Annotated in this window: 17 protein-coding genes and 4 pseudogenes; 13 read left to right on the forward strand and 8 right to left on the reverse strand. The window is 39.8% G+C overall.

All coding sequences use genetic code 11. The features are described from left to right. Positions 1 to 16 precede the first annotated feature (16 nt). From infA to J1G47_RS02210, 6 genes are all read left to right on the forward strand, one after another. Positions 17 to 235 (forward strand): translation initiation factor IF-1, encoded by a 219-nt coding sequence (gene infA / locus J1G47_RS02185; protein WP_005712424.1) that lies wholly within the window; start codon positions 17 to 19, stop codon positions 233 to 235. 86 nt (positions 236 to 321) lie between these two features. Beyond that, positions 322 to 1,353 carry a small ribosomal subunit biogenesis GTPase RsgA gene (rsgA, locus tag J1G47_RS02190; protein ID WP_075605699.1) on the forward strand — a complete coding sequence of 344 codons (1,032 nt, stop codon included), beginning with the start codon at positions 322 to 324 and terminating at the stop codon, positions 1,351 to 1,353. Between the two features lie 191 nt (positions 1,354 to 1,544). Further along, a complete protein-coding gene (locus J1G47_RS02195; RefSeq protein ID WP_010786238.1) occupies positions 1,545 to 2,423 on the forward strand; it encodes a metal ABC transporter substrate-binding protein in 879 nt (292 codons plus the stop codon). Positions 2,424 to 2,485: 62 nt separating this feature from the next. After that, positions 2,486 to 3,247 carry a metal ABC transporter ATP-binding protein gene (locus J1G47_RS02200; RefSeq protein WP_005712417.1) on the forward strand — a complete coding sequence of 254 codons (762 nt, stop codon included), beginning with the start codon at positions 2,486 to 2,488 and terminating at the stop codon, positions 3,245 to 3,247. Positions 3,248 to 3,250: 3 nt separating this feature from the next. Continuing rightward, positions 3,251 to 4,123 carry a metal ABC transporter permease gene (locus tag J1G47_RS02205; RefSeq protein ID WP_015939623.1) on the forward strand — a complete coding sequence of 291 codons (873 nt, stop codon included), beginning with the start codon at positions 3,251 to 3,253 and terminating at the stop codon, positions 4,121 to 4,123. Continuing rightward, entirely contained in the window at positions 4,123 to 4,962 is an 840-nt protein-coding gene (locus tag J1G47_RS02210; protein ID WP_016527580.1) for a metal ABC transporter permease, read from the forward strand. The genes J1G47_RS02205 and J1G47_RS02210 overlap by 1 nt, the downstream gene beginning before the upstream one ends. Before the next feature lie 70 nt (positions 4,963 to 5,032). Here the strand turns inward: J1G47_RS02210 and J1G47_RS02215 are convergent, their stop codons facing one another. Both J1G47_RS02215 and J1G47_RS12265 read right to left on the reverse strand, forming a co-directional pair. After that, positions 5,033 to 5,446 carry a DUF2251 domain-containing protein gene (locus tag J1G47_RS02215; RefSeq protein ID WP_160416329.1) on the reverse strand — a complete coding sequence of 138 codons (414 nt, stop codon included), beginning with the start codon at positions 5,444 to 5,446 and terminating at the stop codon, positions 5,033 to 5,035. Positions 5,447 to 5,520: 74 nt separating this feature from the next. Then, positions 5,521 to 6,426 (reverse strand): annotated as a pseudogene (locus tag J1G47_RS12265) (surface lipoprotein assembly modifier). Between the two features lie 323 nt (positions 6,427 to 6,749). Here J1G47_RS12265 and J1G47_RS02225 point away from each other — a divergent pair. After that, positions 6,750 to 7,091 (forward strand): helix-turn-helix domain-containing protein, encoded by a 342-nt coding sequence (locus J1G47_RS02225; protein WP_005712412.1) that lies wholly within the window; start codon positions 6,750 to 6,752, stop codon positions 7,089 to 7,091. 169 nt (positions 7,092 to 7,260) lie between these two features. Here the strand turns inward: J1G47_RS02225 and J1G47_RS02230 are convergent, their stop codons facing one another. Next, positions 7,261 to 8,697, reverse strand: a complete 1,437-nt coding sequence (locus J1G47_RS02230; protein ID WP_005712410.1) for a glycoside hydrolase family 32 protein — start codon at positions 8,695 to 8,697, stop codon at positions 7,261 to 7,263. Between the two features lie 353 nt (positions 8,698 to 9,050). Between J1G47_RS02230 and J1G47_RS02235 the strand changes: the two are divergent. From J1G47_RS02235 to aspA, 4 genes and pseudogenes are all read left to right on the forward strand, one after another. Further along, positions 9,051 to 10,001, forward strand: a pseudogene (locus tag J1G47_RS02235) (sodium ion-translocating decarboxylase subunit beta); the annotation flags it as partial. A gap of 123 nt (positions 10,002 to 10,124) precedes the next feature. After that, positions 10,125 to 10,445 (forward strand): zinc ribbon domain-containing protein YjdM, encoded by a 321-nt coding sequence (locus J1G47_RS02240; RefSeq protein ID WP_010786232.1) that lies wholly within the window; start codon positions 10,125 to 10,127, stop codon positions 10,443 to 10,445. Between the two features lie 75 nt (positions 10,446 to 10,520). After that, positions 10,521 to 11,162, forward strand: a complete 642-nt coding sequence (gene purN, locus J1G47_RS02245; protein ID WP_026917144.1) for a phosphoribosylglycinamide formyltransferase — start codon at positions 10,521 to 10,523, stop codon at positions 11,160 to 11,162. A gap of 187 nt (positions 11,163 to 11,349) precedes the next feature. Continuing rightward, positions 11,350 to 12,777: an aspartate ammonia-lyase gene (gene aspA / locus J1G47_RS02250; RefSeq protein WP_207326729.1), complete on the forward strand. Its 1,428-nt coding sequence runs from the start codon at positions 11,350 to 11,352 to the stop codon at positions 12,775 to 12,777. A gap of 6 nt (positions 12,778 to 12,783) precedes the next feature. Here aspA and J1G47_RS02255 read toward each other — a convergent pair whose 3' ends face one another. Next, on the reverse strand, positions 12,784 to 12,987 hold the full coding sequence (locus J1G47_RS02255) for a hypothetical protein (protein WP_010786229.1): 204 nt from the start codon (positions 12,985 to 12,987) through the stop codon (positions 12,784 to 12,786). Positions 12,988 to 13,011: 24 nt separating this feature from the next. On the opposite strand from J1G47_RS02255, the gene htpG reads away from it, so the two are divergent. Further along, positions 13,012 to 14,898: a molecular chaperone HtpG gene (gene htpG / locus J1G47_RS02260; RefSeq protein ID WP_010786228.1), complete on the forward strand. Its 1,887-nt coding sequence runs from the start codon at positions 13,012 to 13,014 to the stop codon at positions 14,896 to 14,898. 233 nt (positions 14,899 to 15,131) lie between these two features. On the opposite strand, the pseudogene dacB reads toward htpG, so the two are convergent. Beyond that, positions 15,132 to 15,917 (reverse strand): annotated as a pseudogene (gene dacB / locus J1G47_RS02265) (D-alanyl-D-alanine carboxypeptidase/D-alanyl-D-alanine endopeptidase); the annotation flags it as partial. A 173-nt stretch (positions 15,918 to 16,090) separates the two neighbouring features. Here dacB and greA point away from each other — a divergent pair. Further along, entirely contained in the window at positions 16,091 to 16,567 is a 477-nt protein-coding gene (greA, locus tag J1G47_RS02270) for a transcription elongation factor GreA (protein ID WP_005712395.1), read from the forward strand. 195 nt (positions 16,568 to 16,762) lie between these two features. Here the strand turns inward: greA and J1G47_RS02275 are convergent. The 3 genes and pseudogenes from J1G47_RS02275 to J1G47_RS12190 all read right to left on the reverse strand — a co-directional run. Beyond that, positions 16,763 to 17,233 (reverse strand): annotated as a pseudogene (locus J1G47_RS02275) (IS256 family transposase); the annotation flags it as partial. Then, positions 17,200 to 17,382: a hypothetical protein gene (locus J1G47_RS11725; RefSeq protein WP_016528517.1), complete on the reverse strand. Its 183-nt coding sequence runs from the start codon at positions 17,380 to 17,382 to the stop codon at positions 17,200 to 17,202. The gene J1G47_RS11725 and the pseudogene J1G47_RS02275, both read right to left, overlap by 34 nt. A gap of 149 nt (positions 17,383 to 17,531) precedes the next feature. After that, positions 17,532 to 17,699, reverse strand: a complete 168-nt coding sequence (locus tag J1G47_RS12190; protein WP_016527527.1) for a dihydrofolate reductase — start codon at positions 17,697 to 17,699, stop codon at positions 17,532 to 17,534. Between the last annotated feature and the right edge of the window lie 31 nt (positions 17,700 to 17,730).

The raw sequence follows: 17,730 nt of genomic DNA on the forward strand, positions 1-17,730 counted from the left end.
ATTTGAAGAGGAATAAATGGCTAAAGAAGATTGCATTGAAATGCAAGGTACAATTTTAGAAACCTTACCTAATACTATGTTTCGAGTAGAACTAGAAAATGGGCATGTTGTAACAGCCCATATTTCAGGAAAAATGCGTAAAAACTATATTCGGATTCTAACTGGAGATAAAGTCACCGTTGAAATGACCCCATATGATTTAAGTAAGGGGCGAATTATTTTCCGTGCAAGATAATTGAGGTATACATAAAAATGGAAGCGTCTGGCTCCCATTTTTATGGTCAGCTCTCGGTTATTTTTTAGTAAAGTCAGGTCAATCTTTTGAGCAAACGTCGCTTAACTCAGAATCAACAACGTCGGATTCAAACTAACCATCACAAAAAGATCAACAAAGCTGAGTTTGAATGGCAAGATGAAATGTTGGGGGAAGTCCAGCAAGGTCTTGTGGTTACTCGCCACGCTAAACACGCCGATGTAGAAACCGCAAGCGGTGAGATCTTCCGTTGTAATTTACGCCGAACGCTGAAAAATGTGGTAGTAGGCGATGTAGTATCGTGGCGTTTGGGAAGTGAGCAATTGCAAGGGATTAGTGGTGTGATTGAAGCTGTTCACCCACGCCAAAATGAACTAACTCGCCCTGACTATTACGACGGTATTAAAGTAATGGCGTCAAATATCGATCAAATTATCATTGTGTCCGCTGTGTTGCCACAGCTTTCACTGAATATTATCGACCGCTATTTAGTGATTTGTGAGAATGCCAGCATTCCTGCCTTAATTGTGTTGAATAAAATTGATTTATTGAGTGAACAAGAGCGAAAAGAAGTGCAACAACAGCTTGCGATCTATGAAAAGATTGGCTACCAGACACTCTGTTTATCCGCAGACACAGGCGAGAATATGCAGGCGTTACACGCTTATTTAGCGAAAGGGACATCTATTTTCGTCGGACAGTCTGGTGTTGGAAAATCAAGTTTAATCAACCAGTTATTGCCCGATGTAAATGCACAAACGGGGGCAGTCAGCGATATTTCAGGCTTAGGGCAACATACCACAACGGCTTCACGTTTATACCACTTATCTCAAGGTGGAAATTTAATCGACTCGCCGGGGATTCGCGAATTTGGTTTATGGCATTTAGAAGCCGAGCAGATTACACAAGGTTATCGGGATTTTGCTTCGGTATTAGGTACTTGCAAATTCCGTGATTGTAAACATAAAGATGACCCAGGCTGTGCATTAAAAGAAGCAGTAGAGCAGGGGAAAATCGATCCGATACGTTTTGATAACTATCACAGGCTCTTAGAAAGTCGCCAAGAAAGTAAAAGTCAGCGGTATTTTAGAAAAGAATAATAAAATCAACGGGTTGCTAGATAAAAATAGCAACCAGTTCTCATTTGCAATGCTTATTGATTCTCATATTTATCAGCTTGTTGATTATCATCTAGCTGAGTTGTTGAGAATCATTTTTATTTGTTGACAGGTTAAATTTTATCTATAAAATGCTGCCTGAAAACCCCATAATTTATATAAGGAGACTAACGATGAAAAAATTAGCAGCACTACTTAGTATGCTTTTTTTGGTAAGTAATCCACTTGCTGCCCAGCAGTTTAAAGTGGTCACCACATTCACTGTGATTCAAGACATTGCTCAAAATGTCGCAGGGGATAAGGCTGTGGTCGAGTCGATCACCAAACCAGGTGCGGAAATCCACGATTATCAACCAACGCCACAGGATATTGTAAAAGCACAATCTGCGGATTTGGTGTTGTGGAACGGTATGAACCTTGAAAGCTGGTTTGAGCGTTTCTTTGCTCAAGTGAAAGATAAACCTGCGGTTGTGGTAACGGAAGGCATTGAGCCGATTTCAATCTATGAAGGACCTTACAAAGATAAGCCAAACCCACACGCTTGGATGTCCACGAAAAATGCGTTGATTTATATTGAAAACATTCGCCAAGCCTTGGTGAAATACGATCCGGCAAATGCAGAAGCCTATAATGCGAATGCAAAGGCCTATGCCGATAAGATAGTTGCCTTAGATCAGCCGTTGCGTGAGCGTTTGGCAAAAGTGCCTGAAGCACAACGTTGGTTAGTGACAAGCGAAGGGGCGTTTAGCTATCTTGCTAGAGATTATGGCTTCAAAGAGTTATATCTTTGGGCGATTAACCAAGATGAACAAGGCACGCCAAAACAGATCCGCAAAGTGATCGACCAAGTGCGTAAACATCAAATTCCAGTGGTATTTAGTGAAAGTACCATTTCAGATAAACCGGCTAAACAAGTGGCGAAAGAGAGTAAAGCACGCTATGGCGGTGTGTTATATGTGGACTCTCTCTCAACAAAAGATGGCAAAGTACCAACCTATATTGATTTACTCAATGTGACGGTAAGTACAATTGTTGCTGGATTTGAAAAATAAAACGATTTGGGCGAACTGCTTTGGTTCGCCCTGCATTTACAAAATAGGATTACCTAACAAATATGAACATTCCTCTGAGTTCTCTTTCTGTTTCCGATGTCACCGTTCGTTATAGCAACGGACACACGGCAATTCACGATGTTACTTTTCGCCTTGACGGTGGCACAATCTGTGCATTACTTGGGGTGAACGGCAGTGGCAAATCAACCTTATTTAAAAGCATTATGGGCTTAGTTCAGCCAAAGGGAAATATTGAGCTATGCGGACTGCCTGTCAATCAAGCCTTAAAACGCAATCTTGTTGCTTATGTGCCACAAAGTGAAGAAGTGGACTGGCAATTTCCCGTATCCGTTTATGATGTGGTAATGATGGGGCGTTATGGCTATATGAATTTTCTGCGTATCCCTTCTGCTGTGGATAAGCAAAAAGTTGCTGAAGCAATGGAGCGGGTCAATATTGCTCATCTTGCGGATCGTCAAATCGGTGAGCTTTCAGGGGGACAGAAAAAACGAGTATTTTTGGCTCGTTCGCTTGCACAAGAGAGCAAAATTATCTTACTTGACGAACCTTTCACTGGCGTGGACGTAAATACCGAAAATGCGATCATCGATCTACTCAAACAGCTTCGGGATAGCGGTCACTTAATCCTTGTTTCTACCCATAATTTAGCCGCCGTACCAAGTTTTTGCGATCAAGCGGTAATGATTAATCGCACAGTGTTAGCAACAGGATCTATCGAAACGACATTCACCCCCGAAAATCTTGGACGAGTATTTGGCGGTGTCTTGCGTTATCAGCAGTTACTCGGAGACCATAAGGAATAATCAATGCTTGAGTTACTGCTAGAACCTTTTTCCTACGATTATATGTTTAAAGCGATTGTAGTAAGCGGTGCAATCGGGGCTGTTTGTGCTTTTTTGTCTGCCTATTTAATGCTCAAAGGCTGGTCGCTGATTGGAGATGCCTTATCGCACGCCGTCGTTCCTGGTGTTGCATTAGCTTATGCCTTGTCCTTACCTTATGCTGTCGGAGCTTTCTTTTCGGGATTCCTTGCCACTATTGCTATCTTAGCGGTTAAATCCGTCACAAAATTGCGAGAAGATGCGGTAATTGGTTTTATTTTTACCACCTTTTTTGCCTTAGGTTTATTAATTATTTCCATCAATCCAACGTCCGTTAATGTGCAATCCATCATTCTCGGCAATATCTTAGGCATTGCCGATGAAGATATGTTACAAGTGGTGATTATTTTATCTGTATCACTCTTTTTTCTAGTGATTTACTGGAAAGATTTATTACTCGTCTTTTTTGATGAAATTCAAGCTAAAGCCGTAGGCATTTCGCCGATGCGACTTAAAGTACTGTTTTTCAGCTTACTCAGTGCCTGTATTGTTGCTGCATTACAAAGTGTTGGGGCAATTTTAGTGATCGCAATGGTTGTCACCCCAGGAGCAACGGCTTATTTATTAACGGATAAATTCGGCAAATTGTTGATTATCGCAATTTCACTGGGCGGTTTTAGTGGATTTTTTGGTGCTTATTTAAGCTATTTTGCTGATGGGGCAACGGGCGGATTTATTGTCACACTACAAACTCTACTGTTTTTACTGGCGTTTTTCTTCGCTCCTAAATATGGTTTACTCTCACGCAAATTTGCAAAAAATCCAGCAAAACTGACCGCTTGTCAAGGGGGAGAATAATGGACGCACTCTATCAATGGTTTGCTGAACCGCTAGCTTTTCCTTTTATACAACAAGCTTTGCTCATTGGTGTTGTGGTTGCCCTAATCTGTGCCGTGTTGTCCTGCTATTTAGTGCTCAAAGGTTGGTCGCTAATGGGCGATGCCATCTCACACGCCGTATTACCAGGGATTGTGATTGCCTATCTGCTTGCCATTCCATTAGCAATCGGGGCTTTTGTTTCGGGCATTTTCTGTGCCGTTGCAGTGGGCTATCTCAAAGAAAATAGTCGCATTAAAGAAGATACGGTAATGGGGATCGTCTTTTCGGGAATGTTTGCGTTAGGTTTGGTAATGTTTGCCAAAGTCGAAACCGATCAACATCTAATGCACATCTTATTTGGCGATCTGCTTGGGATTACCGACAATGAATTTTACCAAACTCTCGCCATTTCCTTAGTGGTATTATTCGTTATCTTAGTAAAACGCCGAGATTTCCTACTATACTGCTTCGATGCCAGCCACGCTCGCACCGTTGGCTTTAATATCAAAGTGTTACATTACAGCTTACTGGTGCTATTGGCATTAGTGATTATTAGTGCAATGCAAGTGGTTGGCGTGATTTTAGTGGTGGCAATGCTGATTACCCCAGGGATCACAGGCTACACGCTTGCCAAACGCTTTGACCGAATGTTGCTAATCGCCATCTTGACTGCAGTAAATAGTGCTTTCTGGGGCGTGTTTTTAAGTTTCCATTTCGATGTCGCCACAGGACCTTGTATTGTGTTGTTGCAAGCGGTGGGATTTTTGGGGGCGTTAGGAATCAATAAATTTAAAGTAATAGGCAAAAAAATTTATTAAAGTTATATTTTTCTTTAATCTATGTTAAGTCCCTAGATAGCAAATCATCTAGGGACTTTATCTTTATTAATTAACTAATTAACCACTTCTCAACTAATTCTGGTGTTGTTTCTTTGTGTCGCCACATACTGCCTAATTCTGGCTCAGGGAATTTGGTATGGTTATAGCCAACAAATTCACGGAAATCAAATACGGCGTGTGGATAATCATTTAACAGCAAAAATGCCTCGTAGCCATCTTCTGACCAGCAGATCTGAAAACGGCGAGGCTCTTTTAGGGTTTCGGGTTTGACATCGCTGACACGATAGACAAATAAGCTATCGACCACAGGTTGCGCTTCTTGATGTAAATCCATTGCATAGAAATAACCTGTTTCGCCATCATCTTCAAACATTACCACTAAATGTTCGTGTTTAATGGAATGTGCGCCGTTGCGATAGGGCGTGCCGAGCGTGATATGATCGTTTAGGACTGAATATAACATAAGGTTTCCTCTTTTAATTTTGGCGACATTTTAACATATTCTAGCTGAGGAATGCTTGGGCTATCTGCTGGGCGTTAGAAAGTCTTTTCAAAAGCAAGAGTAATATTATGCATTTTATAGGAATAAAGCGTATCCAAATTGCTTTTCTGTTTCCGCCATTCCAAATTCAATTTAGGTGTAATGCCCCATAAATGCCAATCTCGTTTCCAAACTTGTGCGAAAACTGAATAAATCTGATCTTGGCGAGTTTTGCCGAGTGGCAAGATGCCGCCCAATATCGCTTGATCTTTAAATTGGCGATGCGTAAAAGAGAAATTTAATTTAGTTGAAATCCCAAAAGCGTATTCTTGCAACCAACCTAAACGTAAATTCTGAATATCTGAGCTGTATTGTTGCTCTTGTAAGCGTTGCTGAGAAAAGGCGGCACTGACATAAAAAAATCTGTTCGGGGTTTCGATACCAAATTAACGTTGTTGATGCCGTCCGAATATGCCCGGCTTGAGGATTATCTTTGAAAAAACGGCGTTTTTCATATTCAAGTACGGTTTGATTTTGCCAATTTTGTGAAAGCCAAAAACTGTAACTGATTTCCGCTCCATTGGACCAATGAAACGAATCTCCACCATACCAACGTTTTTCACTTTATCAAACTGAACTCTTGCAGCACTGTCTTGCCGATCTGCAAACAGTACTTTTGCCAATTCCATTCGAATTGAATTTAGTTCAGGTCGTTCGCTCAATATTTTTCGGTAAATACGAATAGCAACGCCATAGTTCTGCTGTAAAACTGATAGTTTGGCTTCTGCATAAGACTTTAATGTCAAATCTTGCTGAGGCTGCTGTTGATATTGGTAAAGTAAAGATTGGATTTGACCGCTATTATTTTGGTAAATAGCTTGTTTCAATTGCTCTTCAAGTGTTGTTGCGGAAGCAAAAACAATATTAGAACAACATAAGGCGAGTAAAAAGAAAGAACGCATAAGAATGGTAAAAGTTATATTCAAACCTAGCACGCAAATGCGAACTAGGTTTAACTGCTCAAAGAATTAGTAACGAATACCACCGAATGAAGTATCGTAGCTGTTATCGCCACTGAAAGTTGCAATACCTGCTGCTTCTTTTGCACCATTGCCAAATAAGCCACCTTCATAAGTACCTTAGTACCTTCTCGTAATAGAGTGGTTGCTTTGCCGCTGAAAGTGGTACCGTTTAATTGGGTTTTGTGCAAGGTAATATCTTGCGCACGTCCATCGGTTAATAGGCTAAATTCAACTTTGTCATCTACTGTTTTTTGATCGAAATCATGGCACAGCTTCCTGCAGAAATGACAGATAAATTAATTGGACAGCGTATTCAGCAAAAGAGAAAGGAATTTGGTTATTCGGCAGAAAAGTTGTCGGAGTGTATCAATTTATCTCAGCAACAACTTTCACGCTATGAACGTGGTGCAAGCAAAATCAACGTTAATCACTTGATTGATATCGCTATTTTCTTTAAAACACCTATTAATTGGTTTTTCCAAGATTGTATTCCAGCAGAATTTACTGAAAAGGAATTAAAAGAGATAGAAATAAACCAAAAATGGGATAACTTGTCTTCTATTCAAAAAGAAGCATTTATTACATTTCTTGAAACATTAAAATAATTCTGCGAGAGCTTAATAATATTAAACCTATTTAGAAAATAAACATTAGCAACAATTTTGTCTACTATGCTTTTTAACTTAAGAAATATAAAAGGCTCTTATAAATTTTTTCCAATATTACATAATCCACTGATTACCAGTGGATTATGAATTGAATTACACGGTATATTTAAAACTCTTTTAATAGATTTACACTTATAATTTCAAGCAGCCTTGATGTTTCCAAACAATTCTCTCGCCCTTTAATAAAGAAACGAGAAGTCATCGCTTTTTCACCATTATTGAGGAAAATCTCAACCACAGAACGGTCAAAGAAGATCTCGACATTCTCTAATTTTTCGACTTCGCAATAGCGTTGTTCACCAAATTGCTTCATTAGATCTGTTTGATCTGTTGCTGAACGATCTAGGGTAACTCGCCCATTTTCATAACGGAAAGTCAGATTTTGCCCCTGCTCGTTATCAAAGAAACGGATTACAAGCGGTTGATTTTCCACATTAAATTGCAAATATGCGGTGTCTAGGTTTTCTACTTCCGTAATCCCGTTCACACTCAACGACACTTTATTCTGCAATTGTGCGTAAATCTCTTTGACTGGCTGTTGGAAAATTTTGCTCTGTTTAACGGAAAGCTGGCGAGGCATTGTCAGCATTGAGTGCCATTTATACTTATCCGTTGGATAAGTCAAATCCGGCAAACCAACCCAGCCGTATAAAATCCCTTCTGCATTCTGGACAGTCTGCGGTGCATAGAAATCAAAGCCATAATCTAGCTCTTCAATATGTTCTGCTGTCAGCGTTGAGCCAGCGAATTGACCTAACGCATAAGTGGCGTGGTAATTATTTTGGAAACGTGTCGCTTCACGCAATTTACCCTGTGGCGACCAGACGAACAGATCTTTATCCGCCAATTTGAACAAATCGGGGCATTCCCACATAAATACGTTGCTATTATCAAAATCATTAATCGCAATTTCAGAGAGTAAACGTGGGGTAGCTTCTAGGTTATCCATTTCATAGAGCAAGCCTGTGCCTGTTAGGTTTTCACGTTGAGCGCCTAATACAAAACGGATTTTGCCTTCTGCGGTAACAAAAGGTTTTGGATCACGAACGTGTTCCGTATAGCCTTGTGGTGCTTGATCGATAATACAACGCTTTTCAAGCAATTTGCCCGATTTATCAAAAATAGCAATATTTTGATGTGGCACACGCTGATTATCGCTCGCTCGACGCGTATTGCCCGTATAGAACGCAACAATCTTATCTTGCCATAAAATCGCCCCACCCGAATAACAACCGTGGGATTCAAACATCTCATCAGGAATAAGCGGATCAGCTTCAGTAAATGTTTGGAAATCCTTTGTCATCAGATGTTTCCAATGTTTCATTCCGTGTAACGCATCGTAAGGAAACCATTGATAAAAAATATGATATTTTTCACCGTCAAAGATTAAGCCATTTGGATCGTTGAGCAATCCCGTTGGTGGTGCGAGATGGTAGGTTGGGCGGAAATCCTGATCCTGTTCAACCGCCTGACGAACTGCATCGAGTTCACCAACTTCTTGAGCGTGCAGGCTTTTGTATTTACCTTGATTGAAAATGTGCATAGTATTTTCCTCCTGTGAGGGTTTAGTTCCTTGTACAACCTGATAACATCGTCTACATTCACCCCCAAAGATGTTATTTACAACATTCTTTTGGAAATAAAGACAGATAAATGAAGCAAATGCCATATCACACACAGAGGATTTGCGATGCCCAAGAAATGAAAATCTGTCACTCAGTGACATGTACAACTCTGTAAATGTAAGCGATGTATGGAGTATACACTGATAAGTGTGCAGCTTTTTTACAGCTAATGCAACCAACTTTTTCACACATAAAGTGAAGAAGAGAAAAATAGATGTTGTACAAGAATTAAGAATAGATATGCTGTTTTTTCTATTTTTGTATAGATTCCACCTCTGGGGTATTGGCTCAGTTCTACCAAGTGGCAATTAATTCGGGCGTTGCACCGCTTGTGATCTTTATGGGCGTTGGGGCAATGACGGATTTTGGGCCTTTACTCGCTAACCCGAAAACATTGCTCTTGGGTGCAGCAGCTCAATTTGGTATCTTTGCAACGGTATTAGGAGCGGTGGGTTTAAACTGGTTGGGTGTGATTGACTTCACTTTACCACAAGCAGCTGCTATCGGGATTATTGGTGGGGCAGACGGTCCAACGGCAATTTATCTTGCCAGTAAGCTCGCCCCTGAGTTGTTGGGAGCTATTGCGGTAGCAGCTTATTCTTATATGGCGTTAGTGCCATTAATTCAGCCTCCGATTATGCGTGCCTTAACGACAGAGCAAGAACGTAAAATTAAGATGGTGCAGTTACGAAATGTTAGCACACGTGAGAAAGTACTGTTTCCGATTGTGTTGTTGATTTTGGTTGCATTATTGCTTCCTGACGCTGCTCCGTTGTTAGGTATGTTCTGTTTTGGTAACTTAATGCGAGTGAGTGGCGTAGTCGAAAGATTAAGCGATGTTGCTCAAAATGCGTTAATCAATACGGTCACGATTTTCCTTGGCTTATCTGTTGGTTCTAAATTAATTGCCGATAAATTTCTACAACCACAAACCTTAGGCATTTTAGCATTAGGGATTATCGCCTTTGGTATTGGTACCGCAAGCGGTGTGATTATGGCAAAAATAATGAACCGTTTTAGCAAGACCCCGATTAATCCGTTGATTGGTTCAGCAGGTGTATCTGCAGTGCCTATGGCTGCTCGTGTATCAAATAAATTGGGACTTGAGGCAGATAAACAGAACTTCCTATTAATGCACGCAATGGGTCCAAACGTTGCTGGGGTAATAGGTTCAGCGATTGCCGCTGGGGTGATGTTGAAATATATTGCGGTGTTGCAGTAAATTATTTTTCGTTGTTGGGATATTCATTTAATACCCCAATTTTTTATTCATTTTTACAAAAAATCCCTCAAATTTTACCACTTGTAGTAGAATAGCGTTTTTTTAAATCTATTGAGGATATTTATGGATTACCCTATTTGCCCTGCTTGTAAAAGCGAAAATACTTACCACGATTCAATTCAATTTGTTTGCCCTGATTGCGGAAACGAATGGACTGGTAATGAAGTTGAAGTCGATGAAGATCAATTGATCGTAAAGGATAGCAATGGAAACTTACTTGCTGACGGTGACGATGTTATCTTAATTAAAGACCTAAAATTGAAAGGATCCTCAGAAGTACTGAAAAAAGGAACTAAATATAAAGGGATTCGTCTAGTCGCTGGTGATCACAATGTAGATTGTGGAAAACTTTTATTGAAATCAGAATTTTTGAAAAGAGCTTAGATTTTAACTTAGTTTATACCGTAATAGGATAACTATAGTAATATGGAAAGAAAATGTGATAACGGAGACGATATTATGAAAAATATTGTCGTCATGATTTCTGGCAATGGCTCAAATTTACAAGCTATTATTGATGCTATTGATACTGGAAAAATCAACGGCAGAATTTGCGCTGTTATATCTAATAAAGCCACCGCTTACGGTTTAGAAAGAGCCAAGCAAGCGGGAATTTCTACCTTTATTTTTACCAAAAAAGACTTTTCAGATAATCTGGCAATGGATAATGCCATTGCAGAACAAATTGAAGCTCTGCAAGTCGATTTGATTGTCTTAGCTGGCTATATGAAAATTCTTACTCCTGAATTTACCGCTCGCTTTACGGGTAAAATTCTCAATATTCACCCATCACTTTTGCCTAAATATGCAGGTTTAAATCCACATCAACGGGCAATGGACGCAGGCGATACCGAACACGGCACAACCATTCACTTCGTCAATGAAGAAGTTGATGGCGGTGCAATTATTCTACAAGCGAAAGTGCCGATTTATCCTGATGATGAATTAGATGATGTGATTGAGCGTGTTTATGAACAAGAACATCGCTGTTATCCCCTTGTGGTGCAATGGTTCTGTGACGATAGATTGAAATTAGTGGAAGGCAAAGCCTATTTGGATAATCAACTGTTATCGCCACAGGGTTATGCGATTGACGATTAATCTGCTTGTAGAACATATTTGAGCCCTTTACCCTCAAAGGGCCTTTTATCATAAAAAAAAACTAATCCGAAACGGCAATTTATATCGCCCTAATCCATTTTGAAAATATGATCCAGATCACATTTTTTATGTCAGCTTCTCGTTATGATCTCTTCACAAATATGTAACATATAAAAGGAAAGCAATAATGAGCAATATGCGTATTGAAGTCGATCTATTAGGTGAACGTGAAGTTTCTAATGATGTTTACTGGGGTATCCATACTTTACGCGCCGTGGAAAATTTTAATATTTCTAAAAATACCATTTCTGATGTACCTGAGTTTGTGCGTGGTATGGTGATGGTGAAAAAGGCGACTGCACTTGCTAATGGCGAGTTAGGGGCAATTCCGAAGAAAATTGCAAAAGCGATTGTGCAAGCCTGTGATGAGATTTTAGTGAATGGTCGTTGTATGGATCAGTTCCCATCTGATGTGTATCAAGGGGGAGCGGGTACTTCGGTGAATATGAATACCAATGAAGTGGTGGCAAACTTAGCACTGGAATTATTAGGGCATAAAAAAGGTGAATACCACATCATCAATCCAATGGATCACGTTAATGCAAGCCAATCTACCAACGACGCTTATCCGACAGGTTTCCGTATTGCCGTTTACAACAGCATTATGCAATTAATCAGCAAAGTACTTTACTTGCAACACGGTTTTGAAAATAAAGCTAATGAGTTTGCAAATATCTTAAAAATGGGACGCACCCAGTTGCAAGACGCTGTGCCAATGACCGTTGGACAAGAGTTCAAAGCATTTTCTGTATTGTTAGATGAAGAAGTGAAAAACTTAAAACGTACCGCTGAGTTATTGCTTGAAGTAAACTTAGGGGCAACGGCAATCGGTACAGGTTTGAATACGCCAGAAGGTTACGCACCGCTTGCAGTGAAATACCTTGCGGAAGTCACCCAGTTACCTTGCACCTTATCTGAACACTTAATCGAAGCGACATCTGACTGTGGTGCTTATGTGATGGTTCACGGGGCGTTAAAACGTACGGCGGTGAAATTGTCTAAAATTTGTAACGACTTGCGTTTGCTTTCATCAGGCCCGCGTGCAGGCTTAAATGAAATCAACTTGCCTGAATTGCAAGCAGGTTCTTCCATTATGCCAGCGAAAGTAAACCCTGTTGTGCCAGAAGTGGTGAACCAAGTTTGCTTTAAAATTATTGGTAACGATACTTGTATTACCTTTGCTGCGGAAGCAGGGCAATTGCAATTAAATGTGATGGAGCCTGTTATCGGACAAGCGATGTTTGAGTCTATCGACATCTTGGCAAATGCTTGTGTGAACTTGCGTGATAAATGTATTGACGGTATCACGGTGAACAAAGAGATTTGTGAAGGTTATGTATTTAACTCTATCGGTATTGTGACCTATCTCAATCCGTTTATCGGACACCACGAAGGCGATATTGTTGGTAAAATCTGTGCAACCACAGGCAGAAGCGTGCGTGAAGTGGTGTTAGAGCGTGGCTTGCTGACAAAAGAACAGTTAGACGATATTTTATCGGTCGAAAACTTGATGAACCCGAAATATAAAGCAAAACGTTTTACGGAAGATGAATAATTTTCGTTATAATGTTACACAATGCCAAATAATTCCCTTGAAATTTAAGAATAACGCCCTATTTAGTAGGGCGTTATTTTTTATATTCTTCCCCCATTTATGGGGGAAGTCCCCTTGCTTGCAAGGGGGATGAGGGCTAACAAACAATCCCCCATCGGTTTCGCTTTGCTCAACCACTTCCCCCGCAAGCTGGGGAAGAATATCGATCATTCTATATATCATAAAGGAAACAATATGAGTACAAACCAAGAAACCCGTGGCTTTCAGTCGGAAGTCAAACAACTGCTTCAATTAATGATCCACTCACTCTATTCTAATAAAGAGATCTTTTTGCGTGAGTTAATTTCCAATGCGTCGGACGCTGCTGATAAATTGCGTTTCAAAGCTCTTTCTCAACCCGAACTTTATGAGGGCGACGGTGAATTGCGTGTGCGTATCAGTATTGATGAAGCCTTAGGCACAATCACTATCAGCGATAACGGTATCGGTATGAGCCGTGAGCAAGTGATCGATCATCTCGGCACCATTGCTAAATCAGGCACCAAAGAGTTTTTAAATGCACTCGGTTCAGACCAAGCGAAAGACAGCCAATTAATCGGGCAATTCGGGGTTGGCTTCTACTCCTCTTTTATCGTTGCTGATAAAGTGACCGTTCGCACTCGAGCCGCAGGCAGTGATGCAAGTCAAGGCGTATTGTGGGAATCGGCAGGCGAAGGCGATTACACCGTTGCCGATATTGAAAAAGCAGGACGTGGTACGGACGTGATTTTACACTTGCGTGATGATGAAAAAGAGTTTTTAAGCGAGTGGCGTTTGCGTGACATTATCGGTAAATACTCTGACCATATCGGTTTAGCGGTGGAAATTCAAACCAAAGAGTATGACGATGAAGGCAAAGAAACTGGCACCAAATGGGAAAAAATTAACAAAGCTCAAGCACTCTGGACACGCTCTAAAAATGAGATTTCTGATGAAGAATACAAAGAGTTCTACAAACATATCAGCCACGATTTTGCCGATCCGTTAATTTGGTCGCACAATAAAGTTGAAGGTAAACAAGAATATACCAGCCTACTTTATGTACCAAGTAAAGCCCCTTGGGATCTGTTCCAGCGTGAACAAAAACACGGCTTAAAACTCTATGTGCAACGTGTGTTTATTATGGACGATGTGGAAGTCTTTATGCCGAATTATCTTCGCTTTATGCGTGGGTTGTTGGACACCAACGACTTACCACTGAATGTCAGCCGTGAAATTTTGCAAGAGAACAAAGTCACCCAATCACTCCGCACAGCTCTAACTAAACGTTCCTTACAAATGTTGGAAAAACTGGCGAAAGACAACATTGAACAATATCAACAATTTTGGAATGCGTTCGGTTTAGTCTTGAAAGAAGGTGTAGGGGAAGATTTCGCAAATAAAAACCAAGTGGCAGCCTTAGTTCGCTTTGCTTCAACGCATACTGACAGTAGCGAACAAGCGGTCAGTTTGAGCGATTATATTGCAAGAATGAAAGAAGGTCAGAAAGCGATTTACTTCTTAACTGCCGACAGCTATCAAGCAGCGAAAAACAGCCCACACTTAGAGCTGTTCAACAAAAAAGGCATTGAAGTCTTACTACTTTCTGACCGCATTGATGAATGGTTTATCAGCCATTTAACCGAATTTGACGGCAAGCCATTACAAAGTATTACTAAATCAGATTTAGATTTAGGTGATCTTGCTGACAAAGAGGAAGAAGAAACCCAAAAAGTACAAGAAGCTGAATTTGCGAGCTTCTTAGAGAGAGCCAAAGGCTATTTAGGCGAGCGTGTCAAAAAAGTGGTCCTAACTCACCGCTTGACCGATACGCCGGCCGTTGTTTCAACTGACAGCGATGAAATGACCACGCAAATGGCAAAACTGTTCGCCGCAATGGGACAACAAGCCCCTGAAGTGAAATATACTTTCGAGTTAAACCCTGAACATTCAATGGTAAAACGTATAGCTGATATTGCTGACGAAGCAGAATTCAACGACTGGATTGAACTCTTGTTTGAACAAGCGTTACTCGCTGAACGTGGCACATTGGAAAATGCAACGGCGTTTATTAAACGGATGAATAAATTGCTAGGAGCATAAAGTTAAAGGGGCTGTCGCCCCTTTATTTATTGAAATAAACCGAAGCGAATATTGTTTAAAAGTGGTGTAATAGACAAATAAAGAAACATTGTATACAAAATAATACCCAAATTTATACAACTGTTGTTACAGGTTTAAGTCGGTCTTATATCCTTAATTATTGTATAATGCCATAAACAAGTTATATTCAAACTGTGTTAAAGGTCCTCTTTGGGTTTTACTCTCTAATTCTCCTGTTGAATATTACCATTAAATTGAATCCCAATACGTTTTAAATTAGCTTTAATAACATTCCCTCCATAGCTTGTAGTGTCTTGCACGGCAAAACTCAATCCAACAGGTTTAGTTTGTTTAGATAAGCAACCTTTAATGTAGTAGCGATTGTTATCATGTACAACGACATCAAGTTCACAGAAATTTGCTTCAGATTTGTCAGCAACATAGGCACTACTAAATACTTGTACTGGATAGGCGCTAGGAACGCTAATTTTAATCAGACTTCCAATAGATTGATTTGCATCTAAATTCACATAAAAACAATTTTGATCGATATTTACTGCAGAGGAGGGAGCACTAAAACAGTGGCTCAGATCATTCCATACCCAGCCGATGGCTTTATCATGACTAGCAAATACAGATGTATCTATGATCAAATTGCCACTAATCTTATGTATGCCCTGTTCTTTTAATTGTGAAATTAGTTGAAATAACTGACCGCTAGTTAAAGTAGGATCTCCAGTAAATTTGGCGATTAAATCTCCCTCTAGCACCCCATTCTCAATTATACCATTCGTCAAGAGTGCTGTTTGAAATTTAAAATCTGTGTTCAGCATGATCTTAGAGGCTAAAGCAGTAAATACTTTTTGAGTACTAGCTGGCAACATAAACAGATCACTTTGATAATCGACAACAATTTGATCGGTAGATAAATTTTTAGCGATAACACTGATTGATGTACCTTTAGGTAAATGAGAGATGAACGGTGTAATATCGACCTCTGCTGAAGCACTATAAGGCATATAAAAAAGAGTTAAAAGTAAAATTCTAAGTTGTTTGAGCGAAAATGAAATCATAGTAAGGTTGCTATTTTTATAAAGAAAATGAATAATAGTCGACTAATACTAGATTATATCTCTTTTTCTGCCAAGACATTCTCTAATTTTGGTAAGAACTTTTCTATTAAGGATAAAATATGAAACAAATTCCTATGACAGTGCGTGGTGCAGAGCAATTACGTGAAGAATTAGATTTTTTAAAGAATGTTCGCCGTCCAGAAATAATTAGTGCGATTACTGAGGCTAGGGAACATGGAGATTTGAAAGAAAATGCTGAGTATCATGCTGCGAGAGAGCAGCAAGGATTCTGCGAAGGGCGAATTAAAGAAATTGAAAGCAAATTGGGAAATGCTCAGATTATTGATGTAAAGAATATGATTAATACTGGTAAGGTTATTTTTGGCTCTACAGTGACTTTACTCAATGTAAATACAGATGAATGTGTGACTTATCGTATTGTTGGTGATGATGAAGCAAATATTAAGGATGGCTTAATTTCCGTCAACTCTCCTATAGCAAGAGGATTAGTTGGGAAAGAAATTGACGACAATGTACATATACAAACACCTGGCGGAAATGTTGAATTTGATATTATTAAGGTAGAATATATTTAAGTTAGGAAAGTGGCAGTTATATAAAAGTAGATGTAAATATAGTTTTTCATGTTTCATTGTAAGAGCTCAATTATCGTACTAGTGGGAGCTATATTTACATAACTTGACGCAAACTATTTATTTAAAGCGTTAGGATTGTTTAGATAAAATCACAAATGACCCTATCCCAAATTCTGTGTAAACACCCATTTCAACTTAACGGTGATCGTCTAGGCGATCACCAAAATCAATCATAAATCGATTCATCGCCAGTTTCCAGTTCTGAATCGGCATTGTCCATTTTTTTGATGCATCTTTAATCGCAAGCCAAATCACTTTGAAAACTGAATCATCCGTCGGGAATACATTTCGTTTTTTAATCACGCGACGAATCACGCTATTAAGCGATTCCACGGCATTCGTGGTATAAATCGCTTTACGAATATCAGCCGGATAATCAAAAAATGTGGCAATATTTGCCCAGTTATCTTCCCAGCCTTTCGCCACAAGCGGGTATTTTGCCTGCCATTTTTGCGAAAGTGCGGTCAGATTTTCGCGAGCCTGTGCTTCCGTCGGGGCTTGATAAACCTGCTTTAAATCTGCGGTGACGGCTTTGTAATCTTTCCACGAAACGAATTTCAAGCTGTTACGCACTAAATGCACAATGCAAAGCTGAATCTTCGTTTTAGATAACCAAGATGGTCGGTCAGTTCATCATTTAACGCAGCCTCGACGGTAATTTTCTTGAGCATCCGTGAAAATTGATTGAGGTCTTCTGGTGTTTTTAGGTTTTTGGCAAATTCCGCTGCCAAGGCGTGAAGTTGTTTTTCGTTCATAATAAAATACCTGTGTCTGAATGTATTATCTCAGAAACAGGTATTTACACAAATTGTGGGAGAGGCTCAAATCGACGGCAGCAATTATTTTTTTCATCTACTTCAGACCATTTTTTCTTTAACGACTTCCCATTCCATTTCATTGAAATTCAAAAAGTATCGCCATCAATTCTAGTCTGAATTTCTGTTAGATAAAGTGTATTTGTGAGAGGTATAGCTTGTTTAAGTAGCTTGCCTCCCCCAATAGTCATGATTTCATTGCTACTATAAAAGCCTATTCCCATTGTTGCCGTGCAAGCGAACATCAGAAAGCCCATTATTTGGCAACGCTGTTCATCACTAGACTTG

Source organism: Glaesserella parasuis, from assembly GCF_017352235.1.
Lineage (GTDB): Bacteria > Pseudomonadota > Gammaproteobacteria > Enterobacterales > Pasteurellaceae > Glaesserella > Glaesserella parasuis.

Bases quoted from the DNA above. Each gene is read 5' to 3' on its own strand.
- purN (WP_026917144.1), top strand. From the start codon at position 10,521: ATGAAAAATATTGTCGTCATGATTTCTGGCAATGGCTCAAATTTACAA.
- greA (WP_005712395.1), top strand. From the start codon at position 16,091: ATGAAACAAATTCCTATGACAGTGCGTGGTGCAGAGCAATTACGTGAA.
- J1G47_RS02195 (WP_010786238.1), top strand. From the start codon at position 1,545: ATGAAAAAATTAGCAGCACTACTTAGTATGCTTTTTTTGGTAAGTAAT.
- J1G47_RS12190 (WP_016527527.1), bottom strand. From the start codon at position 17,699: ATGGGCTTTCTGATGTTCGCTTGCACGGCAACAATGGGAATAGGCTTT.
- J1G47_RS11725 (WP_016528517.1), bottom strand. From the start codon at position 17,382: ATGAACGAAAAACAACTTCACGCCTTGGCAGCGGAATTTGCCAAAAAC.
- J1G47_RS02240 (WP_010786232.1), top strand. From the start codon at position 10,125: ATGGATTACCCTATTTGCCCTGCTTGTAAAAGCGAAAATACTTACCAC.
- htpG (WP_010786228.1), top strand. From the start codon at position 13,012: ATGAGTACAAACCAAGAAACCCGTGGCTTTCAGTCGGAAGTCAAACAA.
- J1G47_RS02225 (WP_005712412.1), top strand. From the start codon at position 6,750: ATGGCACAGCTTCCTGCAGAAATGACAGATAAATTAATTGGACAGCGT.
- infA (WP_005712424.1), top strand. From the start codon at position 17: ATGGCTAAAGAAGATTGCATTGAAATGCAAGGTACAATTTTAGAAACC.
- J1G47_RS02200 (WP_005712417.1), top strand. From the start codon at position 2,486: ATGAACATTCCTCTGAGTTCTCTTTCTGTTTCCGATGTCACCGTTCGT.
- J1G47_RS02255 (WP_010786229.1), bottom strand. From the start codon at position 12,987: ATGATCGATATTCTTCCCCAGCTTGCGGGGGAAGTGGTTGAGCAAAGC.
- J1G47_RS02205 (WP_015939623.1), top strand. From the start codon at position 3,251: ATGCTTGAGTTACTGCTAGAACCTTTTTCCTACGATTATATGTTTAAA.
- J1G47_RS02230 (WP_005712410.1), bottom strand. From the start codon at position 8,697: ATGCACATTTTCAATCAAGGTAAATACAAAAGCCTGCACGCTCAAGAA.
- J1G47_RS02210 (WP_016527580.1), top strand. From the start codon at position 4,123: ATGGACGCACTCTATCAATGGTTTGCTGAACCGCTAGCTTTTCCTTTT.
- J1G47_RS02215 (WP_160416329.1), bottom strand. From the start codon at position 5,446: ATGTTATATTCAGTCCTAAACGATCATATCACGCTCGGCACGCCCTAT.
- aspA (WP_207326729.1), top strand. From the start codon at position 11,350: ATGAGCAATATGCGTATTGAAGTCGATCTATTAGGTGAACGTGAAGTT.